Annotated in this window: 15 protein-coding genes, 2 tRNA genes, 3 rRNA genes and 1 other annotated feature; of the genes, 9 read left to right on the top strand and 11 right to left on the bottom strand. The window is 60.1% G+C overall.

Features of this window, described 5'->3' with window-relative positions:
• Nucleotides 1-4 precede the first annotated feature (4 nt).
• Nucleotides 5-631: a CDP-diacylglycerol--serine O-phosphatidyltransferase gene (pssA, locus tag NQE15_RS04150; RefSeq protein ID WP_265946790.1), complete on the bottom strand. Its 627-nt coding sequence runs from the start codon at nucleotides 629-631 to the stop codon at nucleotides 5-7.
• Between the two features lie 306 nt (nucleotides 632-937).
• Between pssA and NQE15_RS04145 the strand changes: the two genes are divergently transcribed.
• From NQE15_RS04145 to NQE15_RS04130, 4 genes are all read left to right on the top strand, one after another.
• Nucleotides 938-1,660 (top strand): FAD-dependent oxidoreductase, encoded by a 723-nt coding sequence (locus NQE15_RS04145; protein ID WP_265946789.1) that lies wholly within the window; start codon nucleotides 938-940, stop codon nucleotides 1,658-1,660.
• Nucleotides 1,657-2,274, top strand: a complete 618-nt coding sequence (locus NQE15_RS04140) for an exonuclease (protein ID WP_265946788.1) — start codon at nucleotides 1,657-1,659, stop codon at nucleotides 2,272-2,274. The genes NQE15_RS04145 and NQE15_RS04140 overlap by 4 nt, the downstream gene beginning before the upstream one ends.
• A complete protein-coding gene (locus NQE15_RS04135) occupies nucleotides 2,271-2,822 on the top strand; it encodes an NADPH-dependent FMN reductase (protein WP_265946787.1) in 552 nt (183 codons plus the stop codon). The genes NQE15_RS04140 and NQE15_RS04135 overlap by 4 nt, the downstream gene beginning before the upstream one ends.
• Before the next feature lie 84 nt (nucleotides 2,823-2,906).
• Nucleotides 2,907-3,470, top strand: a complete 564-nt coding sequence (locus NQE15_RS04130; RefSeq protein WP_265946786.1) for a DNA-3-methyladenine glycosylase I — start codon at nucleotides 2,907-2,909, stop codon at nucleotides 3,468-3,470.
• A 22-nt stretch (nucleotides 3,471-3,492) separates the two neighbouring features.
• On the opposite strand, the gene NQE15_RS04125 is transcribed toward NQE15_RS04130, so the two are convergent.
• From NQE15_RS04125 to NQE15_RS04115, 3 genes are all read right to left on the bottom strand, one after another.
• A complete protein-coding gene (locus tag NQE15_RS04125; RefSeq protein ID WP_265946785.1) occupies nucleotides 3,493-4,143 on the bottom strand; it encodes a protocatechuate 3,4-dioxygenase in 651 nt (216 codons plus the stop codon).
• Nucleotides 4,144-4,244: 101 nt separating this feature from the next.
• Entirely contained in the window at nucleotides 4,245-5,741 is a 1,497-nt protein-coding gene (locus NQE15_RS04120) for a class I adenylate-forming enzyme family protein (protein ID WP_265946784.1), read from the bottom strand.
• Nucleotides 5,742-5,894: 153 nt separating this feature from the next.
• Nucleotides 5,895-7,123 (bottom strand): IS3 family transposase gene (locus tag NQE15_RS04115; protein ID WP_265946783.1). Its coding sequence is split into 2 segments (ribosomal slippage): nucleotides 5,895-6,835 and nucleotides 6,835-7,123, totalling 1,230 coding nucleotides; the frame shifts between segments, so codons are not numbered across the junction.
• Nucleotides 6,729-6,845: a sequence feature (AL1L pseudoknot), on the bottom strand. (Overlaps the previous gene by 117 nt.)
• Before the next feature lie 197 nt (nucleotides 7,124-7,320).
• Between NQE15_RS04115 and NQE15_RS04110 the strand changes: the two genes are divergently transcribed.
• Nucleotides 7,321-8,202 (top strand): pirin family protein, encoded by an 882-nt coding sequence (locus tag NQE15_RS04110; RefSeq protein ID WP_265946782.1) that lies wholly within the window; start codon nucleotides 7,321-7,323, stop codon nucleotides 8,200-8,202.
• 10 nt (nucleotides 8,203-8,212) lie between these two features.
• On the top strand, nucleotides 8,213-8,812 hold the full coding sequence (locus NQE15_RS04105; RefSeq protein WP_265946780.1) for an ACP phosphodiesterase: 600 nt from the start codon (nucleotides 8,213-8,215) through the stop codon (nucleotides 8,810-8,812).
• On the opposite strand, the gene NQE15_RS04100 is transcribed toward NQE15_RS04105, so the two are convergent.
• Both NQE15_RS04100 and NQE15_RS04095 read right to left on the bottom strand, forming a co-directional pair.
• The gene (locus NQE15_RS04100; protein ID WP_265946778.1) at nucleotides 8,772-9,419 is read right to left on the bottom strand and encodes a methyltransferase domain-containing protein; all 648 of its coding nucleotides are present in this window, start codon (nucleotides 9,417-9,419) and stop codon (nucleotides 8,772-8,774) included. The two genes, NQE15_RS04105 and NQE15_RS04100, sit on opposite strands and share 41 nt — an antisense overlap.
• Before the next feature lie 73 nt (nucleotides 9,420-9,492).
• Nucleotides 9,493-9,738 (bottom strand): CDGSH iron-sulfur domain-containing protein, encoded by a 246-nt coding sequence (locus NQE15_RS04095; protein ID WP_265946776.1) that lies wholly within the window; start codon nucleotides 9,736-9,738, stop codon nucleotides 9,493-9,495.
• Between the two features lie 285 nt (nucleotides 9,739-10,023).
• On the opposite strand from NQE15_RS04095, the gene NQE15_RS04090 reads away from it, so the two are divergent.
• The 3 genes from NQE15_RS04090 (at nucleotide 10,024) to tnpC (ending at nucleotide 12,295) form a co-directional block, all read left to right on the top strand.
• Nucleotides 10,024-10,398 carry a transposase gene (locus tag NQE15_RS04090; RefSeq protein ID WP_265942633.1) on the top strand — a complete coding sequence of 125 codons (375 nt, stop codon included), beginning with the start codon at nucleotides 10,024-10,026 and terminating at the stop codon, nucleotides 10,396-10,398.
• Nucleotides 10,341-10,724 carry an IS66 family insertion sequence element accessory protein TnpB gene (tnpB, locus tag NQE15_RS04085; protein WP_265942632.1) on the top strand — a complete coding sequence of 128 codons (384 nt, stop codon included), beginning with the start codon at nucleotides 10,341-10,343 and terminating at the stop codon, nucleotides 10,722-10,724. Before NQE15_RS04090 ends, tnpB begins: the two co-directional genes overlap by 58 nt.
• 62 nt (nucleotides 10,725-10,786) lie before the next feature.
• Entirely contained in the window at nucleotides 10,787-12,295 is a 1,509-nt protein-coding gene (tnpC, locus tag NQE15_RS04080; protein ID WP_265950075.1) for an IS66 family transposase, read from the top strand.
• A gap of 130 nt (nucleotides 12,296-12,425) precedes the next feature.
• Here tnpC and rrf read toward each other — a convergent pair.
• The 5 genes from rrf to NQE15_RS04055 form a co-directional block, all read right to left on the bottom strand.
• A 5S ribosomal RNA gene (gene rrf, locus NQE15_RS04075) occupies nucleotides 12,426-12,538 on the bottom strand.
• A gap of 106 nt (nucleotides 12,539-12,644) precedes the next feature.
• Nucleotides 12,645-15,526: ribosomal RNA gene (locus tag NQE15_RS04070) — 23S ribosomal RNA — on the bottom strand.
• A gap of 210 nt (nucleotides 15,527-15,736) precedes the next feature.
• Nucleotides 15,737-15,812, bottom strand: a tRNA-Ala gene (locus tag NQE15_RS04065).
• 10 nt (nucleotides 15,813-15,822) lie between these two features.
• Nucleotides 15,823-15,899: transfer RNA gene (locus tag NQE15_RS04060), tRNA-Ile, on the bottom strand.
• A gap of 62 nt (nucleotides 15,900-15,961) precedes the next feature.
• Nucleotides 15,962-17,497, bottom strand: a 16S ribosomal RNA gene (locus NQE15_RS04055).
• The 16S, 23S and 5S rRNA genes sit together here with 2 tRNA genes alongside, the layout of an rRNA operon.
• Nucleotides 17,498-17,894 lie beyond the last annotated feature (397 nt).

Here is a 17,894-nt window from a genome sequence, read left to right as displayed (position 1 = left end):
CGGTTCAGAACTTCGGAATGCGGATCCGGCTGATCATCAGCGAGCCGGAGAGCGCGAACATCAGCGCCAGCGGATGAAGCTTGAAGCCAGCCAGCGTCGCTACGCCAAACCAGATCGTCTCGCCGACGGCATCCATCCATGCCGCGACAAACAACACCCCGACGAGAAGCAGCGAAGTCGGAATCGGCGTTCCTTCGAAATACTTCACCTTGTCGCCGCCGCCGGAAAGCTCCTCGGCGGTGACGTTGTAGCGGGCCAGGCGGGAGACGCCGCAGGCGACGAAATAGCCGAGGATGATCCGGTCGTAGAGGCCACTCATCCCCAGGGCGTAGCCGAGTACGGCCGGCGCGACGCCGAATGAAATGACGTCGGCCAGCGAGTCGAGTTCGCGGCCCATCGCCGATGTCTTTTGCCGCCAGCGGGCGATCCGGCCGTCCAGTACGTCAAAGACCAGGGCGGCGAGCAGCAGGCCGCAGGCGAAGTAGATATGCCGGATATCGCCGAGCTGCAGGTAGGTCATGATCGAGAACAGTGCACCGATGCCGCAGATGGCATTGCCGAGCGTGAACCAGTCGGCGAGATGAAATTCGCGAATCATCGAAAAGGGTTTGGGTTTTCCGGGTGTCGTCATGGGAAGCCGATCGGGGTAAGGATTCCAGCGGTTCAGTCGCCGGTCGAAACGCCGGCCCCGGACTCGACAGCACGGGGAGAGGCGATTCCTGAACGGTACGCCGATGCGCCATTTTCCTTTGTGCGCTGGCGTACCGTGCGGGCGACGTATCGGGCATATCTTAATCGCACAAACTACAGTTCGTCCCAAGCTTTCAACAATCGTCGGTTGGTGCCACGGACGCTGAACCAAACCTCGCGCCCCGGCGTCTATGCAGGAAGAGGCAGGAAGTTTCACTCAGAACTGCTGGCCGACGGGGGTAATCCAATGCGCATCTACGACACAAGACTCGAAGACCACCGCGCGATCGCCGAAGGCACGATGGCCTTCGATCTGGCCAAACCCGCCGGCTTCATTTTCAAGCCCGGCCAGGCAATCGATCTCGTACTCATTAATCCGCCTGGCACTGACGCCGACAGCACGCGTCATACGTTTTCCATTGCCAGTGCGCCGTTCGAGGAGCGCCTGACGATCGCCACCCGGATGCGCGACAGCGCCTTCAAGCGGACCTTGAAATCCCTGCCGATCGGTGCGCCGATCCTCTTCGAAGGCCCGTCCGGATCACTCACCCTGCACAACAACCGCACCCGGCCAGCAGTGATGGTCGCCGGAGGGATCGGCATCACCCCGTTCGTCAGCATCCTGCGCCAGGCCGCACACGACCAGTTGCCGCAGCAACTGCTCCTGCTCTATTCCAACCACCGCCCGGAGGACGCCGCATTTCTTGCCGAACTGCAAGGCCTCGAAGAGCAGAACAAACGCTTCCGCCTGCTCGCGACCATGACCCAGATGAGCAAGTCCAGCCAGTCGTGGGCGGGACGCAGCGGCCCGATCGATGAAGCCTTGGTACACCAGGTCGGCCATGAGCTGGTGGCGCCAATCTTCTACCTGGCCGGGCCGCCGGCCATGGTCGAGAGCATGCGCCAGACCCTGAACCAGGCCGACATCGACGATGACGACATCCGCAGTGAGGAGTTTTACGGCTATTGACCGCACAATCGACCATGGCACCCGTGCACGAAATCTACGTCAGCACGGATATCGAAACCGATGGTCCGTGCGTCGGCCGACATTCCATACTGAGCCTGGGTTCGGCAGCCTATACCGCCGACAAGCAATTGCTGGCCAGCTTTTCGGCCAACCTGGAAACCCTGCCCGGCGCCCAGCCCAACCCGACGACCGCCGCCTGGTGGGCAACCCAGCCGGAAGCCTGGGCAGCCTGTCGGGAGAACCTCGAAGCACCAGCACTCGCCATCCGGCGCTATGTCGCCTGGCTCCGTGCGCTGCCCGGCAACCCGGTTTTCGTCGCCTATCCGGCGGCTTTCGATTTCCCCTTCGTCCATTGGTATCTCGTCGAATTCGCCGGGGACAATCCTTTCGGCTTTTCGGTGATCGACATCAAGACCTATGCCATGGCGCTGCTCCGCAAGCCCTACCGCGCCTGCGGCAAGCAGTCGATGCCGGCCGCCTGGTTCGACCCGGCACCCCATACCCACATCGCGCTCGACGATGCCATCGAGCAGGGTCGGCTGTTCTGCAACATGCTGAAAGCCAACACGCATCACGACGTTCCAATCACCATTAACGACCGGAGACCACCATGAGCCAATATCAGATAGCCGTCATTGTCGGAAGTCTGCGCAAGGATTCCTTCAACCGTAAACTAGCGACTGCCATCGCCAAACTGGCACCGCCGGAGTTCTCGTTCAAACAGCTGGAAATCGGCGACTTGCCGCTCTACAACCAGGACGACGACGCCAATCAGGCCGAGTCGGTCAAGCGCCTGAAGAACGAGATCAAGGCCGCGCATGGTCTGCTTTTCGTCACCGCCGAATACAACCGGGGGATGCCCGGCGTCCTCAAAAATGCCATCGACCATGCCTCGCGCCCCTATGGCCAGAGCGCCTGGGCCGGCAAGCCGGCCGGCGTCCTCGGCGCCTCGGTCGGCACCATCGGAACCGCCATCGCCCAGCAACAGCTGCGCAATGTCTTGGCCTATCTCGACATGCCGACCATGGGGCAACCCGAGGCCTTCATCCAGGTCAAGGATGGCCTGTTCGACGAGGCCGGGAATATCGGCGCCAGCAGCCGTGACTTTCTGCAGGCCTGGATGACCCAATACGTTGCCTGGATCAAGCATCACGCCGCCTGAAAGCCGGACCGGGGTGAAAACCCCGCCTTTTCCCGAAACCGGTCATGGCGGTAGACTGCAACATTGTGCATTGAGCCGATTGCGATGGAACGTTGCCCCTGGAGCGAAGGCTTCGACCTTTACCGCGAATACCACGATACCGAATGGGGCGTACCGCTGCGCGACGATCGCGCCCTGTTCGAGTTGCTGATCCTCGAGGGTGCGCAGGCCGGCTTGTCGTGGTCGACGATTCTCAAGAAACGGGAAAACTATCGGCGCGCCTTCGACAGCTTCGACCCGGCGCTGATCGCCCGCTATGACGACGCGAAAGTTGCCGCCCTGCTCACCGACCCCGGGATCGTCCGCAACCGGGCCAAGGTGGCCGCTGCCATCCACAACGCCAAGGCCTGCCTGGCGCTGACCGCCGGCGGCCGGTCGCTCAGCGATTTTCTCTGGCAATTCGTCAATGGCGTGCCGATCGTTAATCAGCGGACTGCGCTGAGCGAAGTGCCGGCCAGGACGCCGCAGTCGGACGCGATGAGCAAGACCCTGATCGGCGCCGGATTCAAGTTCGTCGGATCGACCATTTGCTATGCGCTGATGCAGTCGACCGGCATGGTCAACGACCATCTGACGAGCTGCCCACGGCATCTCGCCTGCCAGCAATAAGCCGGCGCCGGCCAGCCCTTCGTCAGGCTGCGACGACGATCGGAAAACGGGCCTGCAAGCCCTCGGCGCCCGGCGCGAAAGTCACGGTCAGGGCATCGCGCTCGGCAACGCCCAGGCTGCGCCACAGGAAGTCGCGCGGATTGCCCGGGTCGCCGGCGACGTAGATCTGTGTGGTCAGTAACTCACGGGCGCCCAGCCTGACCTTGAGATGGATGTGCGGGGTGCGCCCGCTGTAGGGGAACGGGCGTATGGCGCGGAAACGGTAGCCGCCGTCTGCCGCCACCGTGACCCGGCCGAAACCCTGGAAGCGGCGGTCGGCCCGGTCGCCGTCCCCGGGGTGGTGGTAGTGCCCGCCATGGTCACATTGCCAGATCTCGACCTGGGCGCCGACCACCGGCCGCCCGGCGAGGTCGCTGACCGTGCCGGCGAGCCAGACCGGCTGCCCCTCGGGATAACTCAAGGCGCCGTTGCGCAGCAAGTCATAGTCGGCATCCTGCGGCAAGACCAGCGGGTAGAACGGCCCCTCGGTCTGGGCCGGAGTCGGGCGCAGACCGGACGCCGCTTGGAGCGGCGAAACCAGGCACAGCGCCGGCGCCACCAGAACGGCCGTAACCGCCTGCCGGCGCCGCAGCCCGTGGGAGGTCATCGTAGAAGGGGGAAGGACAGGTCGCATCGGAACGCTCCTTTGCCTGATTCGAGGCCAAAGGCGGGGCGAAGTTCCGGCCTTGCGGGCGCGACAAGCGTCGGGAATGCTGGCCGGAACTTTCCTTCTTCTTACAGGCGTTGCCGCAATTCGGTCTTCAGCACCTTGCCGTAGTTGTTTTTCGGCAGCTCGTCGACGAAGTGGTATTCCTTGGGGCGCTTGAAGCGGGCGATCTGCTCAAGGCACAGCGCGTCGAGTTCGGCGCTGCTGACATCGGCGCCGACGACGAAGGCGACGACGACTTCGCCCCACTCGGCATCGCGGCAGCCGACGACCGCCACTTCGCGGACCGCCGGATGCTTGAGCAGCGTTTCTTCGACTTCGCGCGGATAGATGTTCGAGCCGCCAGAAATGATCACGTCCTTGGAGCGGTCGCGCAGCGTCAGGAAGCCGTCGGCATCGAGACTGCCGAGGTCGCCGGTCCACAACCAGCCGTCGCGCAGGGTTTTGGCGGTGGCTTCCGGGTTGCGCCAGTAGCCGGCCATGACGATCTCGCCGCGGACCAGGATCTCGCCGGTTTCGCCGACCGGGAGCGCGTTGCCGTCGGCATCGGCGACGCGGACCTCGACCAGCGACTGGGCGACGCCGACCGAAGCGATGCGCTCGGCCCAGCGCGGATGGGCGCGGTCGGCCAGTTGCTCGCGCGACAAGGCGGTGATCGTCATCGGACATTCGCCCTGGCCATAGATCTGGACGAAGCGATTGCCCAGCACGTCGAGACCACGGCGGATATCTTCGACATACATCGGCCCGCCGCCGTAGACGATGGTCTTGAAGCCGCGCGGATCGGCGCCGCTGGTGGCGACATGCTCGACCAGACGGCGGACCATGGTCGGGGCGGCGAAGAAGGACAGGCGGCCGACGCTCTCGGCCAGCTCGCACAGCTCGGCCGGATCGAAGCCACCGGAAACCGGCACGACATGGCGCGCCGCCTTCAGCACATGGGCGAAGTTGTAGAGACCGGCGCCGTGCGATATCGGCGCGGCATAGAGGATAGCGTCATCCGGATCGACCGGATCGACATCGCTGAAATAGCAGCTCGTCATGCCGAGCAGGTTGCGGTGGGTTTCCATGACCCCCTTCGGCTGGCCGGTGGTGCCCGAGGTATAGAACAGCCAGGCGACATCGTCCGGAGCGCGCGGCTGCAGGGCCAGCGGCGCCGCGCCCAGCAGCTCTGCGTAATCCGCCGTGCCCGGCGTGACCAGCAGCAGGCTGCCGACCAGTGGCCCGGTTTCGCCAGCCAGATCGGCACTGACGAACAGGCAGCAGGCTTCGGCGTCAGCGAGCACGAAGGCCAGTTCGCGCGGATGCAGCTTGGCATTGACCGGCACCGCCACCAGGCCGGCCCACCAGGTGCCGTAAAGCACTTCGAGATACTCGGGGCAGTTGGTCATGAACACGGCAACCCGGTCGCCGGCCAGGTAGCCGCGATCGCGCAGGCCGCCGGCGATGGCCGCGGCACGCTTGGCGAAAGTCCGGTAGTCGTAGAGCACCTGCGCGCCGTGCAGGATGGCTGGGCGCTCCGGATAGACGGTCGCGCTGCGTAGCAGCAGTTGGGCAATGTTCATCGAGCTGCCTCCAGGATGCTGACGTAATTCACGTGGACGATCAGCGATTCGAGATCCTCGTGGTCAAAACGACCGAACGGCGAATGCGCCCAGCCCACCATGCATGCAGCCATCTGAATCGCCCCGGTTTCCGTGGAGGCCGGTTGGTTTAAGTCAGGCCACGATGGCGGCCTGATCGGCGAGTTGCCTGTAGTAGTTTGCCTCAGCTTCTGCGGGGGGGATATAGCCAATCGGTTCAAGCAGCCTGTGGTGGTTAAACCAAGACACCCATTCCAGAGTTGCCAGCTCCACGGATTCCCTGGTTTTCCAAGGGGCGCGCCGGTGGATCATCTCCGCCTTGTACAAGCCATTAATCGTCTCGGCTAGCGCGTTGTCGTAGCTGTCGCCCTTGCTGCCGACTGATGGCTCAATCCCGGCTTCGGCCAGTCGCTCGCTGTAGCGGATCGAGACGTACTGCGAGCCCCTGTCCGAGTGGTGGATCAAGGCCTCGTCGGGACTCGGCTGGCGGGCGTACAGCGCCTGTTCCAGCGCATCGAGCACGAAGTCCGTATGCATGGAACTGCTCACTCGCCAACCCACGATACGGCGGGCAAAAACGTCGATGACAAAAGCCACATATAACCAGCCTTGCCAGGTCGAGACATAGGTGAAGTCCGAGACCCACAACTGATTGGGACGGTCGGCCTTGAACTGTCGATTGACCCGATCCAGCGGGCAAGCCGCTTTGCTGTCGCTGATCGTGGTGCGCACCACCTTGCCGCGCATGACTCCGCGCAAACCTTGACGCCGCATGAGTCGCTCGACCGTACAACGGGCCACCGCGATGCCTTCGCGGTTCAGTTGCCGCCAGACCTTGTCGGCACCATAGACCTGCAGGTTGGCCTGCCAGACGCGCTTGATCTCGGGCACTAACACCTCGTCACGCCGCACTCTCTGACTGCGCTGTTCAGGATTGCGCCGCCGAGCGACATGACGCCGGTAGCCCGACGGGGCAATCTGCAATTGCCTGCAGATCGGCTCGACCCCGAAGGCAGCACGATGCTCGTCGACGAAAGACCTCAAGACTTGAATCGGCGGTCGAGCTCCGCCTGGGCGAAAAACGCGCTGGCAAGCTTGAGGATCTCGTTGGCTTTGCGCAGCTCTTTGACCTCGCGCTCCAGTTCCTTGACACGCTTCTGGTCCGCCGTGGTCGGCCCTTCGCGCTGGCCGGCATCTCGTTCGTGCTGACGCACCCAGGTCAGCAGCGTCTGCGGCGTGCAACCGATCTTGACCGCAATGGATTCAACGGCTGACCACTGCGACGGATGATCGGCACGGCTTTCGGCAACCATGCGCACGGCGCGCTCACGAAATTCGGGGGAGAACTTAACTGACTTCTTCATGGCTCTATCTTCTCAAGAGTTAGAGCCTCCACCAAACCCGGGGCGATTCAGTTCTGCCATGTCGAGCGGATAAATTATCGTGTTCGAAGCTCGTTTCCCGGCTGGCCGGCGTTCTTTGAGGCTTTTGTAGCGAACCGCCGGGGTGCTATGGTGAAAACGGTAGCGTCAGTCACCCCGACCCAGCAGGAGGAAATCTAATGAGCCAGATTCAACGTATCGCAGGGCGCGCTTCCGACATCGGTGACGGCATGATGGTGGTGCGCGCCCTGCCCAGCCGCCAGCGGCGCATGGTCGGTGCCTGGTGCTTTCTCGATCACCTGGGGCCGGTCAAGTTCGGCCCCGGCCAGGGCATGCACGTCGGCGCCCATCCGCATATCGGCCTGCAGACCTTCACCTGGCTGATCGAAGGCGGGGTGCTGCACCGCGACAGCTTGGGCAACGAACAGATCATCCGGCCGGGACAGGTCAACCTGATGACGGCGGGCCGCGGCGTCGTCCATACCGAAGACTCGGTGAGCACGGGGCAAAGGCTACACGCAGCGCAACTGTGGATCGCCCTGCCGGCCGACCATGCCAACTGCGCGCCGGCCTTTGCGCACTACCCCGACCTGCCGCGCTGGGACGACGGCGGCTGCACGTTCACGCTGGTCGCCGGCAGTTTTGCCGGACGGACGATGGCCGGGGATTTCCGCACGCCGCTGGTCGGCGTCGACGCCCATAGCGTCCGTGGTGCTCAACTCAAACTGCCGCTGGAACCGGCTTTCGAGTACGGCATCCTGCTGCTCGAAGGCGAAATCCGGATCGGCGAGGAGCGCTTCGTCACTGACGAATTCGCCTACCTGGGCAGCGGCGGCGAGGGCATCACCATCGAGATGGCGGCCGGCACCCGGCTGCTGTTGCTGGGCGGCCAGCCGTTCGGCGAGCCGGTGCTGATGTGGTGGAACTATGTCGGGTTCAGCAAGCAAGCGATCGCCGAGGCGCAAGGGGAGTGGGCCGCCGGTGGTCCGCGTTTCGGGCCGGTGACGGGCGACGGCGGTCGCCGCCTGCTCGCCCCGCCGCTGCCTTGGGCCGGCTATTGAACGCACGCCGATGAACTTTCTCGCCCATGCCTTTCTCGCCGACGAAGCGCCCGCCCTGATGGTCGGCGGCGTGATCGGCGACTGGATCAAGGGCCCCTTGCCCGGCGCGCTGCCCATTGATCTGTCCCGTGGCGTCGCCCTGCACCGGGCGATCGACATGTTTGCCGAAACCCACCCGGCCTTCCAGAGCAGCCGGACGCGGATGTCGCCGGGGCGCCGGCGCTATGCCGGCGTGCTGGTCGATATCTTTTACGACCATCTGCTGGCCCGCGACTGGGCGGCCCGCCACGACGTCGCGCTCGACACCTACTGTGCCAAGGTCTATGGCGCGATCGCGGTCCGTCTCGACGAGCTACCGGAGTCGGCCCGCCCGGCCATGACCCTGATGGCCCGTGAAGACTGGCTACTCAGCTACAGCGAGCTGGCGGGCATTGCCGACGTTCTCGAGCGCATGTCACGCCGGGCCCGGCAACCGAATCCGCTGGCCGGCGGGGAACAGGAGTTTCTCGCCGACCCGGCCGGCTTCGCCGACGATTTCCGGGCCTGGCTGCCCGATGCGCAGCATTTCGTCAGGCAGTGGCTCGCTTCTGCCGGGAACGCCCGGTCTTGACCGCGACGAGGCGCGGGGCGGGCGGCTGATTGCATTCCTCGGCATCGCCGGCGGCCTCGAGATGGGTGCCGACCACTTGCAGTACCCAGGTCGGCTGCAGCTCGCCGGCATCCGAACGGACCGGCCGCGACATGGTGGCAAAGCGCGCCAGATGCAGGATTTCGAGTTCGGCCCTGACATCTGCCGGGTCCAGCTCGTCGTCATCAAGCGAGAGCGGGCCGCCCGTGCCTTCGGCGAAGCCTTCGAAGAGCAGGCTGCCACCCGGCTGCAGCGCATTCGGCACGGCGGCCAGCAGGCGCCTTCGCTCGGCGGTCGGCCAGGCGGGAAAGAGCGCGACGATGCCCGCCCATTGTTCGAAGCCGAGACGCCAAAGGCTGCGCTCACGATAGCTCCATTGCACCCTGACTCCGGCCGCTGCAGCCAGAGCGCTAGCGTGGGCAAGGGCTCCGGCATCGGACTCGAAGGCGGTGACCGCATGCCCTCGGGCTGCCAGATGGACAATCTCCGTGCCGTCACCGACGCCCAGGAAAAGCACCGGCCCCGCGGGAAGCATTCCGCAGTGCGCGGCGAGAAAGGAATTGATTTTGCCGACGGTAACGTGATTCATGCGGTCGATCCGGGCTATCCGCAGCGAGCGGGAAAGAGAAGCCGCTGGCGAGGCCGCCGGCGGCTGGGCAGGATTACAGCTTCTGGTGGCTACCGTCGCAGGTCATGCCGTTGCTGCTGTGCTTGCAGCCGCAGAAATAGACAGTTTCAGATTGTTCGGCCTTGAATTCCTTCGGCGCGAAAGCGCTGCCCTTATGCTTGCCGTCGCAGAACGGCTGGCTGGCGCTCTTGCCACAGGAGCAGAACCAGTAGCTCTTGCCGGCTTCAACATCAACGGCGTAGGGGGCTTTCTGGGCGACGACGGCTTGGGATTCGGACATTAAGTTATTCCTGTAATGAAGTTCATTGAGACAGCGGCGGGATCGCCGGTGCGCTTCCAGCAGGAAGCCTCGCCAATGTAATCGCATTGATTGGCATTAAATAGCCAGCCAATCGCAATGCAATGTTGCCAATCTCGCAACAGACGCCTCCATCCTTGCTTGGCTATCGAGTCGAAAAGAGGATCACTTTGCCGGGCGCTTGTAAGCGCCCGGCGAACTCATCTGTGAATTGACGGCTTAGACCGTGAAGATAGTGTCCACTAAAAAAGATGGTGGACACGATCGATGGAAGTTAAGAAGCCGAGCCGCCGCAGGCGGACTCACCCCGAGGAGTTCAAGCAGGCAGTGATTGCTGCCTGTTGTGAGGCCGGCGCTTCAGTTGCCGGCATTGCGTTGGCCAATAGCGTCAATGCGAATCAGGTCCGTCGCTGGATGCGGGAACGGGGCATTGAGCCACCGAGCCGCAGCCTGCCGGCACGGTCGATTTCACCGGCGCGCGGCACAGAACCCGCCTTTGTGCCGGTACCGATGCCACCCATCGTCTCAAGCATCCCCGACATTCGGATCGAAGTTCGGCGTGGCAACACGGCGGTGAAGATTGAATGGCCTGGACAGGCGGCGAGCGATTGCGCCGCCTGGTTGCGAGATTGGCTACGGTGATTCGGGTCGATGCCCTGTGGTTATCGACCACGCCGCTGGATATGCGGGCGGGGACCGAGACGATCCTGGCCCGGGTCGTCTCGATGTTTGGCGAAGCCCGACCCCACCATGCCTATCTGTTTGCCAATCGCCGAGCCAACCGGATGAAAGTGCTGGTCCATGATGGATACGGTATCTGGCTAGCGAACCGTCGGCTCAATCAGGGGCGATTCTGCTGGCGGCACGGCAACAGCAGCGTCGAGCTCAGCCGGCCGCAGTTTGATGCACTCGTCCTCGGTCTGCCATGGGAACGACTGGCTGACGGCGGTGTGATCCGGATTGTTTGACGGTCCACCATTGGGGAAGTCCACGATGGTCAGATCGGGCGGCGGACGGCATCATGCCGGCCATGTCCTTGCCAACCCACCTCGACCAACTCAGCGCTGACGAACTGCGTCGCCTGCTGGTCGAGAAAGACCGCGAGTTGGACTGGCGCCAAGCCAAGATCGACAAACTCACGCATGAACTGGCGATGCACAAGCGCTGGCGCTTCGGGGTCAAGACCGAGCACTGGCCGGTCGAGCAGGCGCAACTATTCGAGGAAACCATCGATGCCGATCTGGCGGCGATGGAAGAAGAACTCGCACAACTGTCGCCGACGCCACCGAAGGCGAAAGGCCAGGCCAAACGCCAGCCGCTGCCGGCGAGTCTGCCGCGTGCCGACATTCATCATGAGCCTGAATCCACGGTCTGCCCTTGCGGCTGCACGATGAAGCGCATCGGCGAGGATGTGGCCGAGAAGCTCGATTACACGCCAGGCGTCTTCAGCGTCGAGCGCCACATTCGTGGCAAGTGGGTCTGCGGGCAGTGCGAAACGCTGATCCAGGCGCCTGTTCCGGCGCACGTTATCGACAAGGGTATTCCGACGACCGGCTTGCTCGCGCAGGTGCTGGTTGCCAAATACCTCGACCATCTGCCGCTCTATCGTCAGGAAGCGATCTTCGGTCGGGCCGGACTGGCCATTCCGCAATCGACACTCGCCCAGTGGGTAGGGAAATGCGGTGTGGCACTCCAGCCCCTGGTCGATGCCCTGAAGGATGAGATGCTCGGGCATCGGGTGCTGCATGCCGATGAAACGCCGGTGGCCATGCTTGATCCGGGGGCTGGCAAGACGCATCGAGCCTACCTCTGGTCCTACAGCATCGGCGCCTTCGAGCCGACCAAGGCGGTGATCTATGACTTTGCTGAAAGCCGTGCCGGCAGGCACGCCCAGGAATTCCTGGGTGACTGGCGCGGCACACTGATTTGCGATGATTACTCAGGCTACAAGGCACTGCTGGCCAATGGGTTGACTGAAGCCGGCTGCATGGCGCATGCCCGGCGCAAGTTCTTCGAGCTACACAGCCAGAAGCAGAGCCTGATCGCCGGCGAGGCACTGGATTGTTTCGGCAAACTCTATGGGGTCGAGCAGGAAGCTGCCGGATTCGACATCGATGAGCGACGACGAATTCGGGAGGCGAAAGCCCGACCGATTGCCGATGAATTGCATGCCTGGTTGACCCGGCAACGACAGGTGGTACCCAATGGCTCGGGGACCGCCAGGGCGATCGACTACAGCCTGAAACGCTGGGTGGCGCTGACGCATTACCTAACGGATGGCCAGGTGCCGATCGATAACAACTGGATCGAGAATCAGATCCGGCCGATCGCGCTCGGCCGCAAGAACTGGTTATTTGCCGGCAGCTTGCGCGCCGGCAAACGCGCCGCCGCGATCATGAGCCTGATCCAATCCGCCAAGCTCAATGGTCACGAGCCTTTGGCTTACCTGAAGGATGTCCTGACCCGCCTGCCGACCCAACCGGCAAGCCGCGTCGGCGACCTGCTGCCGCACCGCTGGCAACCTCAAATCACCGACTGACCTGAGTTCGCCGGGCGCTTACCTGAGTTCGCCGGGGGCTTACGGGCGCTTAGCTCAGATTTCGATCAAATTTTTCGTTGTAGACGCAGAAACCCCCTTCAGTTGGAGCTGAAGGGGGTTTGTATGGGGAGTCTGGCGGTGACCTACTTTCGCGAGCGGAAGCTCACTATCATTGGCGCTCAACTGTTTCACGGTCCTGTTCGGGAAGGGAAGGGGTGGTACCAGAAGGCTATGTCCGCCAGACGTAACTTGTATGTTTGTCGCGAGTAACCGCGCCAAACGCAAAACGGGGATAGAAGGTTGTTTGTTGTGACTGCGATTATGAGTTTGCAGTGTATTACAAGGTTATAGGATCAAGCCGTACGGGCAATTAGTATCAGTTAGCTTAACGCATTACTGCGCTTCCACACCTGACCTATCAACGTCGTGGTCTTCGACGACCCTTTAAGGAGTTCAAGACTCCGGGAAATCTCATCTTAAGGCGAGTTTCACGCTTAGATGCTTTCAGCGTTTATCTCTTCCGAACATAGCTACCCGGCGATACGACTGGCGTCATAACCGGTACACCAGAGGTTCGTCCACTCCGGTCCTCTCGTACTAGGAGCAGCCCCCTTCAAATTTCCAGCGCCCACGGCAGATAGGGACCAAACTGTCTCACGACGTTTTAAACCCAGCTCACGTACCTCTTTAAATGGCGAACAGCCATACCCTTGGGACCGGCTACAGCCCCAGGATGAGATGAGCCGACATCGAGGTGCCAAACACCGCCGTCGATATGAACTCTTGGGCGGTATCAGCCTGTTATCCCCAGAGTACCTTTTATCCGTTGAGCGATGGCCCTTCCATACAGAACCACCGGATCACTATGACCTGCTTTCGCACCTGCTCGACTTGTGGGTCTCGCAGTCAAGCACGCTTTTGCCATTGCACTTTATGGACGATGTCCGACCGTCCTAAGCGTACCTTCGTACTCCTCCGTTACCTTTTGGGAGGAGACCGCCCCAGTCAAACTGCCCACCATGCACGGTCCCCGATCCGGATTCACGGATCAAGGTTAGAACCTCAAATAAATCAGGGTGGTATTTCAAGGTTGGCTCCACCGAAACTAGCGTCCCGGTTTCACAGCCTCCCACCTATCCTACACAGACCGATTCAAAGTCCAATGCAAAGCTACAGTAAAGGTTCATGGGGTCTTTCCGTCTTGCCGCGGGGAGATTGCATCTTCACAAACATTTCAACTTCGCTGAGTCTCAGGAGGAGACAGTGTGGCCATCGTTACGCCATTCGTGCAGGTCGGAACTTACCCGACAAGGAATTTCGCTACCTTAGGACCGTTATAGTTACGGCCGCCGTTTACCGGGGCTTCGATCAAGAGCTTGCACCCCATCAATTAACCTTCCGGCACCGGGCAGGCGTCACACCCTATACGTCCACTTTCGTGTTTGCAGAGTGCTGTGTTTTTATTAAACAGTCGCAGCCACCATTTCACTGCAACCCCATCGGCCTTCGAGCGCGAGGCTCTACAACCTACCGGGGCACACCTTCTCCCGAAGTTACGGTGTTAATTTGCCGAGTTCCTTCTCCTGAGTTCTCTCAAGCGCCTTAGAATTTTCATCCTGCCCACCTGTGTCGGTTTGCGGTACGGTCAATTCTAGACTGAAGCTTAGTGGCTTTTCCTGGAAGCTTGGTATCAATCACTTCAGCACCGTAGTGCCTCGTCATCACGCCTCAGCTTAGCCCCCCGGATTTGCCTAAGGGGCACGCCTACACGCTTAAACCACCTATTCCAACAGATGGCTGACCTAACCTTCTCCGTCCCCACATCGCATCTAGAATCGGTACAGGAATATTGACCTGTTTCCCATCGACTACGCATTTCTGCCTCGCCTTAGGGGCCGACTCACCCTACGCCGATGAACGTTGCGTAGGAAACCTTGGGCTTTCGGCGAGGGAGCTTTTCACTCCCTTTATCGCTACTCATGTCAGCATTCGCACTTCTGATATCTCCAGCATCCTTTACAAGACACCTTCACAGACCTACAGAACGCTCCCCTACCATATCCTTACGGATATCCGCAGCTTCGGTGCACAGTTTGAGCCCCGTTACATCTTCCGCGCAGGACGACTCGACTAGTGAGCTATTACGCTTTCTTTAAAGGATGGCTGCTTCTAAGCCAACTTCCTAGCTGTCTATGCCTTCCCACTTCGTTTCCCACTTAACTGTGTCTTGGGGACCTTAGCTGGCGGTCTGGGTTGTTTCCCTCTTGACAATGGACGTTAGCACCCACTGTCTGTCTCCCATGCTCGCACTTTGCGGTATTCAGAGTTTGCCATGGTTTGGTAAGTCGCGATGACCCCCTAGCCATAACAGTGCTTTACCCCCGCAAGTGATACATGAGGCACTACCTAAATAGTTTTCGGGGAGAACCAGCTATTTCCGGATTTGTTTAGCCTTTCACCCCTATCCACAGCTCATCCCCTAATTTTTCAACATTAGTGGGTTCGGACCTCCAGTACCTGTTACGGCACCTTCATCCTGGCCATGGATAGATCATCCGGTTTCGGGTCTACGCCGTGCTACTAAACGCCCTTATCAGACTCGCTTTCGCTACGCCTCCCCTATTCGGTTAAGCTCGCAACACAACGTAAGTCGCTGACCCATTATACAAAAGGTACGCAGTCACCGAACAAGTCGGCTCCCACTGTTTGTATGCATGCGGTTTCAGGATCTATTTCACTCCCCTCCCGGGGTTCTTTTCGCCTTTCCCTCACGGTACTAGTTCACTATCGGTCGATCACGAGTATTTAGCCTTGGAGGATGGTCCCCCCATGTTCAGACAAGGTTTCACGTGCCCCGCCCTACTTTTCGCTAACTTAGTACCACAGAGTCGTTTTCATGTACGGGGCTATCACCCACTACGGCCGGACTTTCCATTCCGTTCCATTAACGTCTCCGCTATCACTAGCAGGCTGCTCCCCGTTCGCTCGCCACTACTTGGGGAATCTCGGTTGATTTATTTTCCTCCGGCTACTTAGATGTTTCAGTTCACCGGGTTCGCCTCCCACACCTATGTATTCAGTGTGGGATACTCATTGCTGAGTGGGTTTCCCCATTCGGACATCGGGGGATCAAAGCTTCATTGCCAGCTCCCCCCGCTTTTCGCAGGCTTGCACGTCCTTCATCGCCTGTGATCGCCAAGGCATCCACCACATGCACTTAGTCGCTTGATCCTATAACCTTGTACTCTCCTAAGAGAGTGGCTACAGGCAAACTCATATTTGTGCTGTCTCATTCCGGCAAAGAAATGAAGACAGATGCAATCACAACGTGTTGCCAACGCCTCATCAGCGCTGCAACACAACCTTCTTCCGTTTTGTTAAAGAGCGTAGCAATTGATTCCTCAAAAGCTAAAGATAAACAATCAGCTTATCTTTAGATTCTGGTGGAGGATAACGGGATCGAACCGTTGACCCCCTGCTTGCAAAGCAGGTGCTCTCCCAGCTGAGCTAATCCCCCGTTTGTGACGTGGTGGGTCTGGTTGGAATCGAACCAACGACCCCCGCCTTATCAAGACGGTGCTCTAACCGACTGAGCTACAGACCCTCGTCTGTTTGCTACTCTTTGAACAACCGATAGGTTGTGGGTGCCAGAGATGCTTTCTCTAGAAAGGAGGTGATCCAGCCGCAGGTTCCCCTACGGCTACCTTGTTACGACTTCACCCCAGTCACGAACCCCGCCGTGGTAAGCGCCCCCCTTGCGGTTAGGCTACCTACTTCTGGCGGAACCCGCTCCCATGGTGTGACGGGCGGTGTGTACAAGACCCGGGAACGTATTCACCGCGACATGCTGATCCGCGATTACTAGCGATTCCGACTTCACGCAGGCGAGTTGCAGCCTACGATCCGGACTACGATCGGCTTTCTGGGATTGGCTCCACCTCGCGGCTTGGCAACCCTCTGTACCGACCATTGTATGACGTGTGAAGCCCTACCCATAAGGGCCATGAGGACTTGACGTCATCCCCACCTTCCTCCGGTTTGTCACCGGCAGTCTCGTTAAAGTGCCCAACTAAATGATGGCAATTAACGACAAGGGTTGCGCTCGTTGCGGGACTTAACCCAACATCTCACGACACGAGCTGACGACAGCCATGCAGCACCTGTGTTCCAGTTCCCTTTCGGGCACACCCAAATCTCTTCAGGCTCCTGGACATGTCAAGGGTAGGTAAGGTTTTTCGCGTTGCATCGAATTAATCCACATCATCCACCGCTTGTGCGGGTCCCCGTCAATTCCTTTGAGTTTTAACCTTGCGGCCGTACTCCCCAGGCGGTCAACTTCACGCGTTAGCTCCGGTACTAAAAGGTTTTACCCTCCCAACACCTAGTTGACATCGTTTAGGGCGTGGACTACCAGGGTATCTAATCCTGTTTGCTACCCACGCTTTCGTGCATGAGCGTCAGTATCGACCCAGGGGGCTGCCTTCGCCATTGGTGTTCCTCCACATCTCTACGCATTTCACTGCTACACGTGGAATTCCACCCCCCTCTGCCGTACTCTAGCCTTCCAGTCACAAGCGCAGTTCCCAGGTTGAGCCCGGGGATTTCACGCCTGTCTTAAAAAACCGCCTGCGCACGCTTTACGCCCAGTAATTCCGATTAACGCTCGCACCCTACGTATTACCGCGGCTGCTGGCACGTAGTTAGCCGGTGCTTCTTATGCCGGTACCGTCATCCGCACAGGGTATTAACCCATGCGATTTCTTCCCGGCCGAAAGAGCTTTACAACCCGAAGGCCTTCTTCACTCACGCGGCATGGCTGGATCAGGGTTGCCCCCATTGTCCAAAATTCCCCACTGCTGCCTCCCGTAGGAGTCTGGACCGTGTCTCAGTTCCAGTGTGGCGGATCATCCTCTCAGACCCGCTACAGATCGTCGCCTTGGTGAGCCTTTACCTCACCAACTAGCTAATCTGATATCGGCCGCTCAATCAGCGCAAGGTCTTGCGATCCCCTGCTTTCCTGCTCACAGAATATGCGGTATTAGCGTAACTTTCGCTACGTTATCCCCCACTGAAAGGTACGTTCCGATACATTACTCACCCGTTCGCCACTCGCCGGCACCCGAAGGTCCGCTGCCGTTCGACTTGCATGTGTAAGGCATGCCGCCAGCGTTCAATCTGAGCCAGGATCAAACTCTTCAGTTCAATCCAACTAATACTCACAATTCACTGACGGTAGAATTTAACTTCTACCTCGATGGATCTCTCCATCCGTGTGATTGCCTTTAATACTTTTTTGCGATTTGCATCGCTAGCATCAAGGCACCCACACCTATCGGTTGTTCAAATTGTTAAAGATCACTCGCCGCGCCGTCTCGTTAAATCCGTCAGCAGCAGAGAAGCGAGATTATGAATCACTTCCAACATCTCGTCAAGCTTTTACACCCAACTTCTTCTCTTTTCTTCCTCTCCCCCAACCGCCGGAAAACCCCGCCGCTGCAGAAGAGGTGCGCATTATATAGATTCAAAAACGACGGTCAACACTCTTAGAGAAAATTATTTAGGCAGCCGCCGTCAAGATCGCCAGGTCAGCTGAAAAATA

Origin of the sequence: Dechloromonas sp. A34 (assembly GCF_026261605.1) — a bacterium.
Classification (GTDB): Bacteria; Pseudomonadota; Gammaproteobacteria; order Burkholderiales; family Rhodocyclaceae; genus Azonexus.
The sequence above is the reverse complement of the archived record's forward strand: the minus strand, read 5'-3'. Positions and strand labels throughout refer to the sequence as shown.

Bases quoted from the DNA above. Each gene is read 5' to 3' on its own strand.
- NQE15_RS04145 (WP_265946789.1), top strand. From the start codon at position 938: ATGCGCATCTACGACACAAGACTCGAAGACCACCGCGCGATCGCCGAA.
- NQE15_RS04105 (WP_265946780.1), top strand. From the start codon at position 8,213: ATGAACTTTCTCGCCCATGCCTTTCTCGCCGACGAAGCGCCCGCCCTG.
- tnpC (WP_265950075.1), top strand. From the start codon at position 10,787: ATGTCCTTGCCAACCCACCTCGACCAACTCAGCGCTGACGAACTGCGT.
- NQE15_RS04130 (WP_265946786.1), top strand. From the start codon at position 2,907: ATGGAACGTTGCCCCTGGAGCGAAGGCTTCGACCTTTACCGCGAATAC.
- NQE15_RS04095 (WP_265946776.1), bottom strand. From the start codon at position 9,738: ATGTCCGAATCCCAAGCCGTCGTCGCCCAGAAAGCCCCCTACGCCGTT.
- NQE15_RS04135 (WP_265946787.1), top strand. From the start codon at position 2,271: ATGAGCCAATATCAGATAGCCGTCATTGTCGGAAGTCTGCGCAAGGAT.
- tnpB (WP_265942632.1), top strand. From the start codon at position 10,341: ATGGCCTGGACAGGCGGCGAGCGATTGCGCCGCCTGGTTGCGAGATTG.
- NQE15_RS04110 (WP_265946782.1), top strand. From the start codon at position 7,321: ATGAGCCAGATTCAACGTATCGCAGGGCGCGCTTCCGACATCGGTGAC.
- pssA (WP_265946790.1), bottom strand. From the start codon at position 631: ATGACGACACCCGGAAAACCCAAACCCTTTTCGATGATTCGCGAATTT.
- NQE15_RS04120 (WP_265946784.1), bottom strand. From the start codon at position 5,741: ATGAACATTGCCCAACTGCTGCTACGCAGCGCGACCGTCTATCCGGAG.
- NQE15_RS04090 (WP_265942633.1), top strand. From the start codon at position 10,024: ATGGAAGTTAAGAAGCCGAGCCGCCGCAGGCGGACTCACCCCGAGGAG.
- NQE15_RS04125 (WP_265946785.1), bottom strand. From the start codon at position 4,143: ATGCGACCTGTCCTTCCCCCTTCTACGATGACCTCCCACGGGCTGCGG.
- NQE15_RS04100 (WP_265946778.1), bottom strand. From the start codon at position 9,419: ATGAATCACGTTACCGTCGGCAAAATCAATTCCTTTCTCGCCGCGCAC.